Raw genomic sequence first — 17,517 nt, forward strand, 5'->3', positions numbered from 1 at the left:
TCAGCTTAAGGCAAACTGAAACTGCCCGGTAATTTGGTTAAGCGCCATGCCGCTTGCGGCAACCGCTCCCAATGGGTCGATGCAATACACTTCACTCTCGTTATACCGCGAAGCTACGCTTACATGGGTGGCACCTGCGTGCTGCAAAAACAACTGCAGGGCAAGTTCAGGGTCGTTATTGTCTTTAGATAAGTGCGCCAGTAATAAATGGCTCATGTAATGTGGTTTATGATCGATGAATAGCTGCAGCGCCTGCCTGTTTGATAAATGGCCCTTCCCCCCGGTGATGCGGCGTTTAAGGTGAAATGGGTATCGGCCTGCTGCCAGCATCTCTTCATCATAGTTGGCTTCTAAAAAAGCAGCATGGCATTGCGCAAAATGGCGGATGAGATGTTCACAAGGGGCGCCGATATCGGTAAATACCCCGATGCGGACATCGCCATCGGTTATCATAAAACTATGCGGCTCTACCGCGTCGTGATGTTTGGGGAAAGCGGTTATTTCCAGGCCACCTATCCGGACAGGTGTGTAGGCATTTAAACCGAAGCATAGTTCCTTTGGCACATCGCCGCAATGATACGCGGTACCATCGGTAACGTATACGGGCAGGTTATACTTACGCGCCAGTACGCCCAAACCGCGGATATGATCTGAATGTTCGTGCGAAATAAAAATGGCCTTTACCTTTTGCATGGATAAACCGAGCCGGGCCATCCTTCTTTCGGTCTCGCGGCAGGATATGCCGGCATCAACCAGCACGGCTTCGCGCTCGTTACCAACGTAATAGCAATTACCATTACTTCCCGAATTTAATGAGGCTATATACACCGGCATAGAGTACAAAATAACAAATTTTGACCGGCATTAGAAAGCATTAAGGGTGTGTATTTGTTAACTTTTAGTATAAGCATTTAACATGGCTTTGCCAGACACGCACACCCTATAAAAGAGAATGCCGACTGGTTTTCCCAGCCGGCATTTACTTTTATACTTTTTAGCGGCAGTAGCCGTACGGATTTCTCTATTTGCCGCCTGTACCTACCTGCATTGGGTTTACACCGGTAGATTGGCCACGAACCGGGCCGTTAGCGCCCATTTTTTGTTTAAACACCTGGAATTTAGACGGCTCGCCGCTTTTGCCCCAGAAGTTGTTGGTTTCGTCGATATCCGCAGTTTCGCGCATCGGGTCGATCTTGATGGAAACAACTTCCTTATCCTGGATGTAGAACTTGCTGCAGTTTTTCTCGTTAAGCCTCCAGATCTGGGCAGGGATACGGTCGATAGAAGTTGTACCATCGGCATACTTAAACTCAACGATGATCGGCATCACTAACCCGCCTTTATTGCTAAAGTTTAACTGGTAGAAGTATTTAGAACCGTATTTCGATTTGTCATCAGCGGTCATCGCATCAGTCTCGAAAGTTGGCGCGCTTTGTGCTTTTATCATGTTGGAGAACTTAACGGTATCAACACCTGCTAAGCCACGAGCGTATTTCCAATAGAAATCGTGCGTTGCGGTATCCCTGTCGGTTTGGAAAACGATAGATTTATCGGTACGGTTACGGATCTTGGAGATATCCTCGAAGCTGTTTACCGATGGCGGGGCAACTTTTGCTCCTGATAGGGCAGCATTACGAGACATGTTGTAAGTATCTTTCAGATCGGCTTTACCCACTTTTACAGAATCTAAGGAAATATCAACCGGGTCGGTTCCGTAGAACCAGCCTCTCCAAAACCAATCCAGGTCCTCGCCGCTGGCATCTTCCATGGTGCGGAACAGGTCGGCAGGGGTTGGGTGTTTAAAGGCCCAGCGTTTCGCGTATTCCTTAAAGGCATAATCAAACAGCTTGCGGCCCATAATGGTTTCGCGCAGGATGTTTAGGCCGGTAGCCGGTTTGGTATAAGCATTCGGCCCAAAACGAACGATGTTCTCGGAGTTGCTCATGATCGGCTCCAGCTCGTTCTTTGGCAGCTTCATGTAATCAACCATGGTGTACGCTGCACCTTTTTTGCTTGGGAATTTATTGTCCCAAAGTTCTTCGGCCAGGTATTCTACAAACGAGTTTAAACCTTCGTCCATCCAGCTCCACTGGCGCTCATCGCTATTGATGATCATCGGGTAAAAATTGTGGCCAACCTCGTGGATAACCACCCCTATCATACCATTCTTGGTGCCTTCGCTATAAGTACCATCTTTTTCGGTACGGCCATAGTTAAAGCAGATCATCGGGTACTCCATACCATTTGATGCCTCAACGCTTTGTGCAACCGGGTAAGTGTAAGGGATACTGAAATCAGAATAAGTTTTAATGGTATGCGCAACCAGCCTGGTAGAGTATTTTCTGTACAGGTTATAAGCTTCTTTACCGTAGAAGCTCATGCACATAATGTTTTTGCCGTTAAGCTTGATGCCCATAGCATCCCAAACAAATTTACGGGAGGAACCCCATGCAAAATCGCGCACGTTATTAGCCTGGAATACCCAGGTTTTTTTAGCGGTTGATGGTGCTGTTTCGGCCTTTTTTGCTTCGGCAAGGGTTACTACCTCTACAGGCACGGTTGAAGTTTTTGCTTTGTTGTAACGGGCAAATTTCTCCGGGCTTAATACAGCCGCGTAGTTTATACATTCGCCTGTTGATCCGATAACATGATCGGCAGGTACAGTCATTTGTACATGGAAGTTACCAAAGGTAAGCGCGAACTCGCCACGACCGGTAAACTGATGGTTTTGCCATCCCTGGAAATCGCTGTAAACGCAAAGCCTTGGGTACCACTGCGTCATGGTGAACAGGTAGTTACCGTCTTCCGGGAAGAATTCATAACCACCACGGCCGCCAATGGTCATGCGGTCGGTAATTTTGTAGGTCCAATCTACATTAAAAATAAATTGCTGGCCAGATTTTAAGGGTACAGGCAATTCCACACGCATCATGGTTTTGTTAACCGTGTAAGCTAATTTTTTGCCGGTAGCATCGGTTAGTTTGGTGATTACGTCACCCAACCCGTTATCCACATCACCATTACGGCCTAAAGTACGGTCGATATTTTGGGTGGTGGTTTGCTTTGGCATGGTAGAACTGCTCTGGTAATTAGAGTTGTTCAGCGTGTTGTGCTGGTTCTCATCCAGTTGCAGCCAGATGTAGGTAAGCACATCCGGTGAATTGTTAACGTAGGTAATCGTCTCGCTGCCTATCAGCTTCAGGTTCTTCTCATCAAGCTCGCACTTAATGTTGTAATCGGCACGTTGCTGCCAATATTTTACGCCCGGTGCGCCGCTGGCCGTGCGCTGTTCGTTTGGCGTAGGCAGGATGGTACCCAACTGCTCAAACTTGTTACCGTGATTACTGCCCGGATTGTTTTGGATATCCTGTGCAAAGGATGCTCCAACGGTGCCCATCACGAATAAAATCCCTGTAAAGATCCGCTTCATATTTCTGTTTTAGTGATTAATTGTGTTCGTTTTAAATATTAAAAGGGAGGCGTTCAAAGGCCATTTTCAGGGCCAGTGCAAACACTCCCGAAGATAAAAAAAATATCCAATCCCTGCGCCGTACCCGCAGCAAATTCATGAAGAGCCAACCCACAATGAGGATGATGGCTACAACGATGATCTGCCCGGCCTCCAGCCCGATATTGAAGCCGAAAAGCCCCATCCCTATCCCCTGGCCCTGCGCCAGCATAATGCGGATGCTGTTGGCAAAACCCATACCATGTATCAGCCCGAAGCCAAGGGCGAGATAGTAGTTTACCTGCGCACTGCCTTCCTTTTTATCAACCCTTAAAATATTATTGAGGGCGGTAATAAAAATGGTGCAGGGTATTAAAAACTCCACCCATTTACTGCTGAAGCGGATCACATCCAACACGCTTAAAGCCAGGGTAAGGCTGTGGCCGATGGTGAACGCCGTTACCAGGATGAGTACCTGCCTGATGTTTTTAAACGTATAGACGGCCGCCAGGGCCAAAATAAAAAGCTGATGGTCGAGCGCGTCGGGGCTGATTATGTGTTTCCATCCTAAGCCAAAATAAAAAACAAAATCAGACATGCAATAAACAGGCGTTGAAAGCGTAAATTTAGCAGGTTTTAATTATAAATAAAACCGGGCACTGTTATGACTGCTTTATTAGGCAAACCGCTATTATATTGTTACATTTTACTGGGATCGTTTTGGGCGGAGAAGCCCGCTCCCGCTAAGTTTCACCCGCTGCATGTGAGCACATCTGATATCAGCTACAACGCCAAGGACGGGCAGATGGAAGTTATCCTCACCATTTTTACGGATGATTTTGAAAGCGCGCTAACCAAGCAGTTCAATACCAAAACCGATTTGAGTAAAGCTGAAATGCATACTGCGATGGATGAACTGGTGAAGAAATACACCGCCGGGCATTTGCAGGTGCGCGCCGGCGGAGCTGCCCTGCCCTTAACTTACCTCGGCTTCGAGATCAATAAAGAGGCGGTAAATGTGTACCTCGAATCGGCTAAGATCGCCGTACCAAAAAAGATAGATGCCAATGTAAGCCTGCTGCAAAACTTGTATGAAGATCAGCTGAACATCGTACACATGACGGTTGCCGGGGTACGCAAAAGCGCCAAGCTGGATAGCCCGGCAAGAAAAGTATCGCAGCAGTTTTAAACGACACGAATTTAAGAATGAATTACGATTTCTTTGCCGATGAAGCAGATAAGTTAAGCCTGTTAACTTATATATTACAAGAAACCGATTTGCAAATTTTCGACCTTTCTTCACCATTTGGAGAAACGATAAGACGATATGAATCGGTAGATGACATCCGCTCTCGTTTCGATTTAAAAAACGAAACACCGTCCGCAATTCATTTTCAGTTATGGTCGCCGCAATTTAAAGGAGAACCCATTTTTAGAAAAATAGAACTGAATCCGAAATATTGTAACGGTCTTACCTACAGATTTGCGACAGAAGGCTGGGGACTTATACAGCTTTATTTAGGTGGCATAAGTGGCAAAAATCTTAAACATTCGCACATTGGGCATTCAACCAAAAGGGTGCCTTAAAATGGGGAAGTACCAGGCTGGACAATGGAAGAGTTGATTCGTGGGATTGGAAAGCAATTCAAAAAATAGCCAATCAATTGAAGTATACGGTGGATAAGAAACTGTCAGTAAAAAGATCCGGTTCATATGGCGTTTTAAGAGGGGCTGAGCATCTTGAGGGGCTGGGTTTCGCGCTTGTTCATTAGCAGTATACTTGCTAATGCCGCTTTTAGCACCAAGCCCGGATGGGGCGGTAACTCTTACGCGTTTTTGCTGCAAACGCGCTTGCAAAAAAGTTTACAAAAGTTAACACAATTCAGAATGTAAACTTTGTAGTTAATTGATTATCAATATTTTATAATTTTACAGGGTTAACATATTTTCAGCTTGTTTACTTGCTGATTTTTAGTATGCTAACCTGCGCCGCGTTCAGCGTCCACGCTGAACGCAATAACATTTGTAAGCGTCCACGCTTACCTACATCGGTAAGTACTGTAAGCGTTGACGCTTACAAATGTTTACATCCAGGCGTGGACGCCTGGATGGGCGGCGTTTTAAAACCCGGATTGACAAGGTGGAGAAATAACTCAGAAAAGTATAAACAACGAACTCCGCTCCTTCTCCTGTAAATTACTGCTTCGGTGCCCCTTACCGGTAGTATCTTCCATTAGCAAAACCTCGCCTTGCTCAAATTTTCGTTTTTCGCCAAGCGAGGTTTCAATTTCTACGCCACCATCCAGCAGCACTACATACTGCTTTTGAGGCGCTCTGTGCAGGTCGTTATAGCCAGCGGGTACTTTCCTAAACACTACTTCCTTTACCGCCACGCTTTGCGACAGGTGCCCTATCGGGCCTCCATTGGCTAAGGGGTAAAACACTTCATCAAAGCGACTGTCGCCGTTTTCATCAGCATACACACGGGTTACTTTAAACTGTTCCATGGTATTATGCGGCTAAAAGCCTGTCCCATTCGGGGTGTTTCCTTAAAAAGACCTGTACGTAACTACAAAGCGGTATCAGCACCAGTTTGTGCGCTTCTATGTAGTGGAAAGCTTTTTCTACAATGGCCTCGGCAACGCCCCGCCCCTGTAACTCTTTGGGCACCTCGGTATGAATAAGGTAGATCTTGTTATCTTTAGTTTTATAATCGATAAAGGCACGTTGCCCATCCACAAACAGTTCGAAGTTGTGGATAGCTTCGTTGTTGATCAGTTCGATATCGTCGTAATTCATTGTTTTAACTTTTTAAAATTGCTTGCCGTCCATAAGGCCAACAGCCATGCTATCAGTTTGTTCATATAAATATGGTGCTGTTTGCCAGCTCTATCTCTTCCCGGCTAATGGTATGCGGCCTGCCGTTGTAAACCTTAAACGTAACCGCGGCATCCATGCTTTTTAAAACCTTTACACTTTCCTCTACCCGGGTTAAGGGCACATGCGGATCGGGGTTCCCGGTGGTGATCAATACCGGCATACCAATAAAATCACCTTTGTAGTTCTCCAAATTCAGGCGCTCACCAATCAATCCACCGGTAAAGGCAACCGCTCCGCCGAAGGGCTGGGCATGGCGGGTGATGTACTCCAGTGTTAAACACGCCCCCTGCGAAAAGCCCAGGAAGTAGATCTTATGCGCCGGGATGCCATCTGCCAATGCCTGTTTCACCGTTTCATCAACCATTTGCAAAGCCGAATCTAACGCCGGCTGGTTCTGTGCATCGGGTGCCAAAAAGCTTAGCGGATACCAACTGTTATTGGTGGCCTGCGGGGCGTATAAGGCAAAACCATCTACATCCAACTCATTTGCTATACCAATGATATTGGCAGCGGTACCGCCCCTGCCATGCAGAAGTATCAGGGCGCCTTTGGCAACGGCGGGTGCTGCACCCGCCGTTTTAATTTGTTTTGTGTGGCTATACATAATTAAACCAAACTTGGTAATGATTTTTCTAATGCCGACCTGAACCTCTCGTGTTGTGCAGGCAATTTCAAATTCTGGCCTAATTCTTCAACCGCTTCGTCAACTGCAAAGCCCGGATTATCGGTAGCAATCTCAAACAATACGCCTCCCGGTTCGCGGAAGTATAAGGAGTAGAAGTAGTTACGGTCAATTTTATCCGTAATATGCAAACCCAAAGCGGCTATCTTTTCGCGGTATTGCATCAATATCTCCTCGTTGGCTACCCTAAAGGCTACGTGGTGTACGCTGCCACCGGCTACATGCCCGGCAACTTCTCCGGCTACCTCAACCAAATCTACAATATTTGCATTTTCAACCGCATCGGTTACAAAACGGTAACGGTTTACATGCTGTTCTAACAATTTGTAACCAAATACACCTGTTAAAATATCGGCAGTAGCCTGCATTTTATTAGTGGTGATGGTTACGTTATGAAAACCTTTAATAGCGTTTTCTGCTTTAACTTCATCGGTTTCCCATGGTAAACGGTTGTCAGCAGTTTTTGAGGCTGTCAGTTCCAGTTTCAAGCCATCGGGGTCTAACACGGTTAAGTATTCTTCGCCAAATTTCTCGGCTACTTTGTTGTAGATCACATTGTGTTTTTCGAAACGATTCACCCAAAAATCCAAACTGCCTTTTGGTACCGAGTAGCCAATTTCGGTAGCCTGCCTTGCGCCTCTCCTGCCGTTTTGGATACCTTCCCATGGGAAGAAAGTAAGGATGGTGCCAGGTGTACCCTCTTTATCGCCGTAGTATAAGTGGTAAGTTTCGGGGTCGTCGAAGTTTACAGTTTTCTTAACCAGCCTCTGTCCCAAAACATTGGTATAAAAATTATGATTGCGTTTGGCATTGCCAGCTATTGCTGTGATATGGTGGATGCCGTTGATTGTATTTTCCATGATGTTATTGTTTTAAATGTTTGTGTTTTTGTTCCTTGTTTGTTGATATCAAATGTCGGTATAAACACAGCATTTCAACTTAATGTAGGTTAAAGCGAAAAGTTAATGTAGGTTAAGAGGATGTGCGGAGAAGCCTCACCTAAATCCTCTCCAAAGGAGAGGACTTGAAAAGAATGTTCGCTTATATAGAACCCTCTCCAAAGGAGAGGGCAGGGTGAGGCTTCTTTTGGCGTTGGCTTTGCCCCGCGCTATCCGCTCATACGCGCACAGGGCGTTAGGCTCTGGGCCGGTATCCGCTTTTATCGCTAACGCAGGAAATCGCTCTTTCCGCCGCCGGAGTTGACTCACCCCGGGTTCGCTTCGCTGCCCGACCCTCTCTACCTGCGGTAAAGAGGGTGAGCTGCAAAGAAAAAGCAAATAGCCAGGTTTACTGTGCAAACCTGGCTATTTAAAAAATTCTTTTCACCCTCTTTGCGAAGCAGAGAGGGTCGACCAGCGGAGCGTCGTCGGGGTGAGTTAAATAGCCACGCAACAAGCCGCCACAAACTTACAACCTAAAATTCATCGATACATACGGGTACCACCCCTCTACCGAATGCCCGGCCAGTACCTGCACTACAATAAGCGCTGCAGGCGAAAAATATGCGCCGCCGCCTACACCATGGTGAATGCCGCCGGAGTTGTAGTTATCGGCCCAAACACGGCCCGCATCGTAAAAGCCGGTGATGCCTAACTGGCCCGGTAACAAGTAGCCACGAATGTTAGCCAGTTTAAGCCTCGCCTGGAAATTATTATACACCATATGCTTGCCGGCGAAACGGTTTTGCAGGTAGCCAAGCAGGTTCCCCTGCCCGCCCAAAAACATTCCCTGATAAAAAGCGGGGCGACCAACTGTAATACCGCCGCCGATCCTGTCGGTAATTACCAGTGCGCCATGGCTGGTTAATTTCTTATATACAGTATATTCCGAACGCAATTGACCGTAAGATGCCGAATAACCATTAACACCGCGGTAGCTGGTTAAACCAACGGTAAACAAATGTCCGTCATTAGGGAAAATGCCGCCTTTCCTGTCGTCGTCAATGTAATTTATGGCCACACCCACATGCACCTTATCTTTGTTTACGATAAGGCTGTCGTAAGAATTAACAAGCGCAGGGAATGTGATCAAGCGCCCCACGTTATCGTCGGCCCCGAAATGGTAGTATTGAAACGAGGGGCCTACACTAATGCTCTTGGTACTATCCATCCGCCAGCGAAGCGCAGGGTCAAACTGGTAGGTATCAAACCGTGTACGATAAAAACGCCTGTAATCGGGTCCTTTTACCAGCGGTGTACTGTTGCCAAAGCCGAAGAAGTTTTGGGTATTATCAGGTGCCTGTATAAACGATTTTATCAGCAGATCGGCCTTACCGAAAGCGTGGATCCATTCGCCACTGTACCTTATCCGGTAAGCGTCAGTGGAAAATGAGTGGCTTATCAGCAATTGCTGTACACTGGTGTATGGCAGTTTGCGAAATCCGTCGTATTTGGTGTATTTAAAACCGGCCCCCAGCATAAAGCCATCATCCACATTCAGCGCGGCAGTTGCCAATGGCATCCAAACATTGTAAGGGTAAGTGGGTATAAACTTGGTGTTAAAAGTATCTTTCGACAAACGCTTTCTAAAGATACTCTCGTCGCCAATGAATTTAATGCTATCAGGCTTATCATACAGCTTTACCCTGCCGTTTGATTTTATGCCCTCGTATATCTTATTACCATGCCCCCCCACTACACGCAGGTTTACTGTAGACGCGGCGGTATTGATAGTAACATGATCGTCGCCACCGGATACATACAGCCTGATCTCTTTGGTGATCTCCGGCTTATACACCATATTTAATAAGGTATCCGTCAGTTTGCCTTCTTTAGAGATCTTTTGGATAAACACCCGCATGCCGTTATCCGGCGCATCGGTAATGGTAACCTGCTCGTTTTTATCGCTGGTGCGGATATCTACCAACCGGTTGATAAAGCGGTAATACTCCTCCATCGCCTTGGGGATATTGTCGCGGCGCTGTTTTAGTTCGGCAAGTAATTCATCGTGCCTTATGTTATAAGCCTCAACGGGCATTTTACGCAATCCTGCCTCCAGCACGGCATCTGTTTCGGCAGCTACAAACTGATTGGTAATGCGCATCCAATCCTCAAAGGGGATCTGGGCATCGGTATAAGGCTTAATAAAACGGGTTTTAAAAATAGAATATTTTACCCGCGGTATCTCGCCGCTAAAGTTATCAATAGCCGGGGTGATAAACGGCAGCGATGCGATGCTGGGAAAAAGGCCCTGTGCAACGTGCAATACCTGGTCGCGGTCGCGCGGTACGCCAGTGTACATTTTGCCGTTCCCTTTTTGCCTGTCGAGCCAGCGCCACTGGTCTTCGTGCCTGTCCCAGTCTGCTACCAGCAAGTCCAGTAAACGGGCACGCAGGAATGCTTCGCCATCAAAATGATTATCGTTATCTTCAATAATTTTGCCTAATGCCTTTGGGGTGTTGTCCGATTCGCCCCCCGGTTCGCGTTCTTCCAGCAGGCAAATGGTATTGGCAAACTTTTTACGGAATTTGCCTAATAATTCCTCGTCAGCCACCACGCCAATAACCGGATTAGAGTGCGGCACATTCGCCGCCTCGGCCATAGGGCCTACAATCAATGCCGAAAACGGGTGCTGCCCACTTATGGCATCGTCCAGCCAATCCACAGCAAAGGTGCCTGCAAAATTTGACGGGAGCAATTTATCCGGTGATTTTTCCACGCTGCGGATCACCCACTCGCGGCCCTGTTTATCTTTAAGCCTTAAAGATTTCGATTGGTAGCCTCCACCCTCTTTATCGGGCGTAAGGCCGCCATACACTTCGCTTAGCTTTATAACAGGTAGTTTAACGGGCACCGCCCATTCTTTACGGTAATTTTCGCCGAAAAGCCATTTATGCACCCCGGTAACATCATTGTATGAGGGATGTACTTTCACTGTAATGCTATCCTTAAACTTAGGCGCAGGTAGTTCTTTAACCGTTGTTTGCTGCGCATAGGCCGCGGTAGCGGTGGTGAAAATTGTAGAGAAGAGAAGTAGGTTTTTACGCATGATAAAGGGGGTATTAAGTATGCTATTCGGCGGCGCGGGGCCACCGGTTATCGGCTTATTTGGGTTTGGCGTATTTAAACAGCAGTATGTTGCCGCTGGCTATCTCGTCGCCTTCGTTGGAGATATACAGATTGCCTTTGCTGTCAAAAGCCATGCCTTCGGGTTGTAAAAAGCCTTTCAGCATGTAGCTGCCCTGTACTTTCCATTTATCATCGGTAACTACCAAAAGCTTGTTTATCGATGATAATATGAACCACTGCTTCGTAAGCGGGTTTTTGGCCAACGCCGATGGGCGGAACTTAAATTTCTTCATCTCACCGGAGGCATCAATACTTCTAACATCAAGTTTAAAATCACCGGTTTTGCTGATGGTGCCATCTTTACCCAGGTCGAAAATATATCCGCTGTTATTATCGGTAGCTTTATCAATATCGCATTGCTTACACAAAACGTACAACTTTTGGGTATCGTTATCAAAATGCATCCCCTCATACTCGCCGGCTGGCATCAGGTTTTTCACTTTTTGGCTTTTTATCTGCCCGCTTGCTACTTCTGTTAGCGGGAAACTATGAAATTCGCCGTCGCTGCGTAGAATAACCGCCTGGCCGTTGCCAATGGCTACGTCTTCATAATCGCCATGTTTGCCAAATTTAGCACTTTTTGTTGTGTTATCGCCCGGGTGCAGGTAATAGATGTCGCCATCTTCGTCCTGCTCGGCATAAATTACATTATCATTACCTTTACTAAAGGCAATTCCGGATATTTCCAATAATTCATGCGGCATTTTATACTCAACAGGATTGCTCAGATCGTAACCCGGCGGGTTTTGCACGGCGGCTTCTTCCGCGTCATTCTTCTTTTTATCTTTCTTCTTGCCCTTGTTTTTCCCCTGGCCGCAGGATACCGCGATCATGCCTATTAATGCTATCGAAAACAAAATGGTTATTTTTCTCATGGTTATTTGGTTAAACGGCATTCCTGTTGGTTAGATGCCTGTAAATTGCTTCCTGCGAACGCACGGGTGAGCCATCGGACTCCGGCTTTGTGTTGTTCAGATGTTCGTCTATGAACACCGCCTGCACATTATCATTTAGCTGAAACTGTATTAATTCGGAAATTTGCGCCAGTATGGCTTGATCATACACAGGGAAGCATACCTCTATGCGGTGATAGATATTACGGTTCATCCAGTCGGCCGAGCCCATAAACACTTCCTTATCGCCATTATTACCGAAGATAAATACGCGCGGATGCTCTAAAAACCTATCCACAATACGCCTTATGGTGATGTTTTCGCTCATGCCCTTTACGCCCGGCACCAGGCAGCAAATACCGCGCACAATGAGCGAGACCTTTACCCCTGCCTGTGATGCCTCGTAAAGTTTTTTGATCATCTCCTGCTCTTCCAGGTTATTCATTTTAATAATGATACTGGCTGGCTGGCTCTGTTTGGCAAAAGCAATCTCCCTGTCTATTAGTTCCACAAAGCGGGTTTGCAGGTTAAACTGCGCCACCAGGATATGTTTGAATTTGATATGATTATCTGCCGAAGGCTTTACGCGTTTGGCTAAAAAGATGAACAACAATTCTACCTCGCGCAGCAGCTTATGATTGGTGGTCAGCAGGATATGGTCGGTATAAAATTTAGCGGTGCCTTCATTAAAATTGCCGGTTGCCAGCAAACCCGAGTAGGCTATCCTATTCCCCTTTTTTGTTTTTACGAGGGCGATTTTGGCGTGTACTTTAAGGGCGGTAACACTGTAGATAATATCTACCCCGGCAGCCATCATTTTTTTTGCCCATTTAATGTTATTGGCTTCATCAAACCTGGCTTTCAGCTCTACTACTACCCGTACCTTCTTGCCGTTTTTAGCCGCGCTGATGAGGGCGTTCACTATTTTAGAATCGCTGGCAACGCGGTACAGGGTTACATTTATTTCGGTAACATCGGGGTTGTTGGCAGCCTCGTTAAAAAAACGAAGAATGGTATCGTAACTCTGGTAAGGCGTACTCACCAGCAGATCCTTTTTGCCAATAACATCAGCAAGCGGCTCTTCGGTGGAGACATCGGCGAGCTTACCTGCAGGCCATTTTTGGTAAACCAGCTTATCGCCGCTTACCGGCAGCGCGAAAAGATCCTTCAGGTTATGGTACCTGCCGCCTTCTACAGCGGTAGGTTTGTTGAGATTAAGGTAAGTGCCCAAACTATCCAATATCCTCAGGGGCATATCTGCCTGGTATAAAAAACGGGTAGCGTATCCAAGGTCGCGTTTGTTGAGTTGTTTCTCAATTTGTTCGGAGAGGTCGCCGGAATATTCATCCTTCAGGTCGAGCTCCGCATCGCGGGTTATTTTAAAACTGTAGCAGTTTTTTATCTCGGCCTTTCCAAACAGTTTACCCAGGTTAAAACGGATCACATCATCCAAAAAAAGAATGTACTGTTCGCCACCGGCCTTTACCGAAAAAAAGCGGGGCAGGTTGTCCGACGGGATATTCAAAAGCACCAGTTTATCATCCTTGCCTTCGGTTAGCTCAACCAAAAAATAAAGCTTGTTGTTTTCCGGAAAAAAGTCGTGCTTTTCATCCAAAGCAAAGGGCTGCAAAAAGGCCAGCACTTCCGACAGGAAATAATTGCTCACGTCCTCGTGCAAAGCCTGTGGCAGAGGTTGATTGTAAAGCAGGTTAACTTTTTCCTTCCGCAAAAGCGGGATCAACTGCGTGGTCAGGATCTCGCCAAAGTGCTGCTGCTGCGCCAGTATCATAGCCGAGGCCTGTTGCAGAATATCGGCTTGCTTTGCACTATCGATATCGCTGCTTTTTTTCTCTCCTATTTTTTGGAGAGCCCGCAAAACCGGCATTCGCACCCGATAAAACTCATCCAGGTTGGATGAATAGATGGATAAAAACCTGATCCGCTCGATCAATGGCGCGGCGTGGTTAGCAGCCTCTTCCAGCACACGCTGGTTAAATGTGAGCCAGCTAAGGTCGCGGTTAAAATATTGAAGCATATACCTTATAATATAGGTTTATCTGCAAAAAACGCCGAAAAAACAATAAATGCCAATACCGATGTGATCAACCCGAACATGAAGATATTATAGGCGATACGCAGCAAGCGGTATTTTTTCCCCAGCACTACGCCCTGCGCGTACACATCCTTTATTAAACTACCGTACAGGAAATCCCGATCATCCATCATCTTTTCCATCCCGTAGGTATACTCTTCTAACGACATTTTATAAAAGTTCCCAAAAAACAGCAGGTTTACATTTTTGGTATCCACATCCTCGCGCGTAAACTCTCCCTTGGGGATAGACGGACGCGTAGCGAGGATTGAAAATGTAATGGCCAGCAAACTTATCGACAGTAATATAAACGTAGGGATGATAAGGAACTGGTTCTCGCTGAGCCTGCGCAGCACTAAACTGATAATGGCCGACAGGATAATGGAATTCACCGTAATCATAATATGTGCCTTATTATCAGCCATATCGCTTAATCGCTGATGGTTGGCCGAACTGATTCTAAACATAGTTTCGATCCCTTTTTTTGGCTCTTCCTGTTTTTCTTTGTCTTCTTTTTCTTTACCTTTTTTCACGGGGGCTTGTGTTATTAGTGTAGGTTGTGTTTTAATTTCGGCGGCTTTCTCAGCGGCTGCCTTAGCATCGGCTTTTGCCAATTTGTTTTTTATTTCCTGTATGTTTTTTTCTTTGGTACTGTTCAGTAAAACCTGGCAATAGTCGGTATGGTATTGGTGCGCGGATAAAAAAGCGATGCTTTTACGCCACCAATCTGTTTTTTTTATCTCATTATGATGAAGGGTCTCCGTTTCCTTACGCATCAATTTATCGGTATCAAAAAAATCATCGGTACCTAAATGGTACAGGTCGGCATCGCAAATAATTTTCTCCAGCAAGCTCAGGGGCGATTGCGGCATCCGGGTAGCCATAATGCAGCCTTTAATATCGGCTATATCTTCTTCGGTAACGCCGATATTTTTAAGATAGGTGTCAGCAATTTTCGCGCTTTCTTCCTCGTGGTTGGCAATATCAACCATATAACCGGTATCGTGGAACCAGCCGGCTGCTACTACAACAAAATAGTCGCGGTCGTTCACCTGGTAATGGTTGGCAATTTCTATTGCCCGGTTAACCATATTTTCGGTATGCTGTTTATCGTGATAAACAAGGCGCGGATCAGCATGGGTTTTATAATAGGCTAACACATATTCGTTAACCTGTTTTAGCAGATTCTGATAATTCATATAGATGTTGATTTAACAACCTTTGGTAAAAATTGTATGCGATTGAATTAGGTACAAAAACAATTTATTAAGTACTTTGCTTAAAACAATGCCCGGTTTGGCATAAATATAAATATTAAAACATAGCTGACACAAATGAAGCATTTTTTTTGCGCACGCACATTTAAGTTACTAACTGTATTACAGCTATTTACACTTTTTTTTACCACTACAGATTTATTCGCTCAAACCGTAATTTTACCCGCTAAAGACACTGTTACCGCCCTACCCGACCCAAAACCAAAGGTTGCCGTTGTTGTACCCAAGGCCGATAATTTTATTCAACGCTTTGACGACCGTACCATGGTTAGCCTTGCCCTGCACCGTACGCCGGAGGTAACTCCTACCATGCGTTTCCTGTCGCGCAACCTGATGTATGGCAATATTGGCATACCAGCGGGCCTGCTCATAGGTGGCATCATCAGTAACGACCGCAACATGCGCGAGAACGCCGGTTATGTGGCCAGCAGCACGGCTATCAGCTTTGTGGCTACTTACCTTATCAAAAAACTGGTTGGGCGCCCGCGGCCGTTCATCCGCAATTTAAAAATAGTACCTGTTTATATCCCGGGCGAAAGCTCGTTCCCATCGGGGCATACTTCTACCAGTTTTTCTACGGCGATGGCTGTATCAAGGGCTTATCCAAAATGGTACGTAATAGCACCTTCGTTTTTATGGGCGGGCGCTACCGGTTACTCCCGTATGTACCTGGGCGTGCATTACCCAACCGATGTGTTGGGTGGAGCAGTGCTGGGGACAGGTACGGCACTGGCGTTGAAGCCGGCGTTTTAGGGGGAGCCTTGTAGAGAGTTGACTCACCCCGACGGCACTCCGTGCGTCGACCCTCTCTGCTCCGCAAAGAGGGTAAAGCTCATTTCAATTCTTCAAGCCCTCTTTCCGCTTGCGGAGAGAGGGCCGAACAGCGCAGCGCATTCGGGGTGAGTTGAGTAGAGACTAAACCTTCCCTCCTAATTAAGTCATAAAGAATATTTTATAGCCGCAAACGGCCTTAAAATTATTATTTTCGTATTCATAATCTATCAGCCCCGAATGTTATCAGAACCTACCTACCTGCCGGCCCGTATTGTTGCACCCGTTATAGAGGCGCACTTTAAAAAGCATCTGCTGGAAGCCCAGGGCCTTAAGGACGTGAATCTGGCGACCGCGCCGGATAGCATGATCATTGAGGCGGTGATTGATATTGGTTTTTGGGCCAGCCTGCGCCGCGAGGAAGGGCATTCTCCAAAAATATCGCTGGCGCTGCTTAATCCGGGGCAATCTGATAAACCGCTCATATTCGGGCAAAAGCTGCGGCTTACGCCGCAAAATTTAATAAAACTGGCTCCCGCTGTAGAGCAGCCGGGCATACACCTGGGCGTTTGGCGCGAGGACGACGATCTGTTCATTTGGGGCACCACACACAGTATCCCTTCCATTTGCTTTGTATTGGAGGTTGTAGAACCGGGCCTACTGGTAATAAAACACCGCCGCGTAGATGGTTTTGGCAAGTTTGTAAATATTGCCGTTTTACAGGGCGACCAGATAAAGGTTTTGGATGAGGTGACCATGGGCGTTGCCGATTGCCCGGTGCTGCTGAAATCGCTGGCCAATATGCCCCTGCCCTCTTTTATGGGCGAAAGTTTTAACGTGTTGGTGCAACTGGCTTCTTCTATGCGTTTACACGGCAAGGGCGGGTTGGTTGCAATTGTGCCGGTTGGTACAAACAAGTGGCACGAATCTGTTGTACATCCTATTAAATACCCGGTAACGCCCGAATATAGCGCGATACCGGAATTGCTGGCGCTGGACGATACCGAACGCAAAAAGCTGGAGTGGCAGGAAGCACTTTTGGAGGCTATAGACCTCATTGGCGGTTTTACAGCGGTTGACGGCGCCACCATCATCACCAATAAATATGATCTGCTTGCTTTTGGCGCGAAGCTTACCCGTGCTGAGAAGAGCGCACGGATTGGACAAATTGTCCTGACTGAGCCACTTGCAGAGGCAAAAGCGACAAAAGTGCACCCCGCGCAAAACGGAGGTACCCGTCATCTGGCTGCGGCACAATTTGTGTACGACCAAAATGACGCCATTACACTGGTAGCTTCGCAAGATGGGCAATTCACCGTTTTTGCCTGGTCTGTAGAAATGCAGATGGTACATGCACACCGTATAGATGTGCTGCTGCTGTAACAAATTGATCGTAGCTTCGTCTAC

At 46.6% G+C, this 17,517-nt stretch carries 15 protein-coding genes; 4 read left to right on the top strand and 11 right to left on the bottom strand.

Annotation, left to right across the window (positions count from 1 at the left end):
- From IDJ77_RS00610 to IDJ77_RS00620, 3 genes are all read right to left on the bottom strand, one after another.
- Entirely contained in the window at nt 1–834 is an 834-nt protein-coding gene (locus IDJ77_RS00610) for an MBL fold metallo-hydrolase (RefSeq protein ID WP_191186984.1), read from the bottom strand.
- A 187-nt stretch (nt 835–1,021) separates the two neighbouring features.
- The gene (locus IDJ77_RS00615) at nt 1,022–3,430 is read right to left on the bottom strand and encodes a M1 family metallopeptidase (RefSeq protein WP_191186985.1); all 2,409 of its coding nucleotides are present in this window, start codon (nt 3,428–3,430) and stop codon (nt 1,022–1,024) included.
- Between the two features lie 31 nt (nt 3,431–3,461).
- Nucleotides 3,462–4,046, bottom strand: coding sequence for a HupE/UreJ family protein (locus tag IDJ77_RS00620; RefSeq protein ID WP_191186986.1), 585 nt, complete (start codon nt 4,044–4,046; stop codon nt 3,462–3,464).
- 66 nt (nt 4,047–4,112) lie between these two features.
- Between IDJ77_RS00620 and IDJ77_RS00625 the strand changes: the two genes are divergently transcribed.
- Both IDJ77_RS00625 and IDJ77_RS00630 read left to right on the top strand, forming a co-directional pair.
- Nucleotides 4,113–4,637: a DUF6702 family protein gene (locus tag IDJ77_RS00625; RefSeq protein WP_191186987.1), complete on the top strand. Its 525-nt coding sequence runs from the start codon at nt 4,113–4,115 to the stop codon at nt 4,635–4,637.
- Nucleotides 4,638–4,654: 17 nt separating this feature from the next.
- Nucleotides 4,655–5,035 carry a hypothetical protein gene (locus IDJ77_RS00630; RefSeq protein WP_191186988.1) on the top strand — a complete coding sequence of 127 codons (381 nt, stop codon included), beginning with the start codon at nt 4,655–4,657 and terminating at the stop codon, nt 5,033–5,035.
- Between the two features lie 566 nt (nt 5,036–5,601).
- Here IDJ77_RS00630 and IDJ77_RS00635 read toward each other — a convergent pair.
- The 8 genes from IDJ77_RS00635 to IDJ77_RS00670 all read right to left on the bottom strand — a co-directional run bounded on the left by IDJ77_RS00635 (nt 5,602) and on the right by IDJ77_RS00670 (nt 15,261).
- Entirely contained in the window at nt 5,602–5,955 is a 354-nt protein-coding gene (locus tag IDJ77_RS00635) for a cupin domain-containing protein (protein WP_191186989.1), read from the bottom strand.
- Between the two features lie 4 nt (nt 5,956–5,959).
- Nucleotides 5,960–6,247 carry a GNAT family N-acetyltransferase gene (locus IDJ77_RS00640; RefSeq protein ID WP_191186990.1) on the bottom strand — a complete coding sequence of 96 codons (288 nt, stop codon included), beginning with the start codon at nt 6,245–6,247 and terminating at the stop codon, nt 5,960–5,962.
- Nucleotides 6,248–6,308: 61 nt separating this feature from the next.
- Nucleotides 6,309–6,932, bottom strand: a complete 624-nt coding sequence (locus tag IDJ77_RS00645; protein ID WP_191186991.1) for an alpha/beta hydrolase — start codon at nt 6,930–6,932, stop codon at nt 6,309–6,311.
- 2 nt (nt 6,933–6,934) lie between these two features.
- Nucleotides 6,935–7,870, bottom strand: coding sequence for a ring-cleaving dioxygenase (locus tag IDJ77_RS00650; RefSeq protein WP_191186992.1), 936 nt, complete (start codon nt 7,868–7,870; stop codon nt 6,935–6,937).
- Between the two features lie 547 nt (nt 7,871–8,417).
- Nucleotides 8,418–10,997, bottom strand: coding sequence for a BamA/TamA family outer membrane protein (locus tag IDJ77_RS00655; protein WP_191186993.1), 2,580 nt, complete (start codon nt 10,995–10,997; stop codon nt 8,418–8,420).
- A 55-nt stretch (nt 10,998–11,052) separates the two neighbouring features.
- Nucleotides 11,053–11,952: an SdiA-regulated domain-containing protein gene (locus IDJ77_RS00660; protein ID WP_191186994.1), complete on the bottom strand. Its 900-nt coding sequence runs from the start codon at nt 11,950–11,952 to the stop codon at nt 11,053–11,055.
- Nucleotides 11,953–11,962: 10 nt separating this feature from the next.
- On the bottom strand, nt 11,963–14,005 hold the full coding sequence (ppk1, locus tag IDJ77_RS00665; protein WP_191186995.1) for a polyphosphate kinase 1: 2,043 nt from the start codon (nt 14,003–14,005) through the stop codon (nt 11,963–11,965).
- Between the two features lie 5 nt (nt 14,006–14,010).
- On the bottom strand, nt 14,011–15,261 hold the full coding sequence (locus tag IDJ77_RS00670; RefSeq protein ID WP_191186996.1) for a Pycsar system effector family protein: 1,251 nt from the start codon (nt 15,259–15,261) through the stop codon (nt 14,011–14,013).
- A gap of 135 nt (nt 15,262–15,396) precedes the next feature.
- On the opposite strand from IDJ77_RS00670, the gene IDJ77_RS00675 reads away from it, so the two are divergent.
- Both IDJ77_RS00675 and IDJ77_RS00680 read left to right on the top strand, forming a co-directional pair.
- On the top strand, nt 15,397–16,092 hold the full coding sequence (locus IDJ77_RS00675) for a phosphatase PAP2 family protein (RefSeq protein ID WP_191186997.1): 696 nt from the start codon (nt 15,397–15,399) through the stop codon (nt 16,090–16,092).
- A gap of 258 nt (nt 16,093–16,350) precedes the next feature.
- On the top strand, nt 16,351–17,493 hold the full coding sequence (locus IDJ77_RS00680) for a putative sensor domain DACNV-containing protein (protein ID WP_191186998.1): 1,143 nt from the start codon (nt 16,351–16,353) through the stop codon (nt 17,491–17,493).
- Nucleotides 17,494–17,517: the final 24 nt, after the last annotated feature.

This window comes from Mucilaginibacter pankratovii (assembly GCF_014773265.1).
Lineage (GTDB): Bacteria > Bacteroidota > Bacteroidia > Sphingobacteriales > Sphingobacteriaceae > Mucilaginibacter > Mucilaginibacter pankratovii.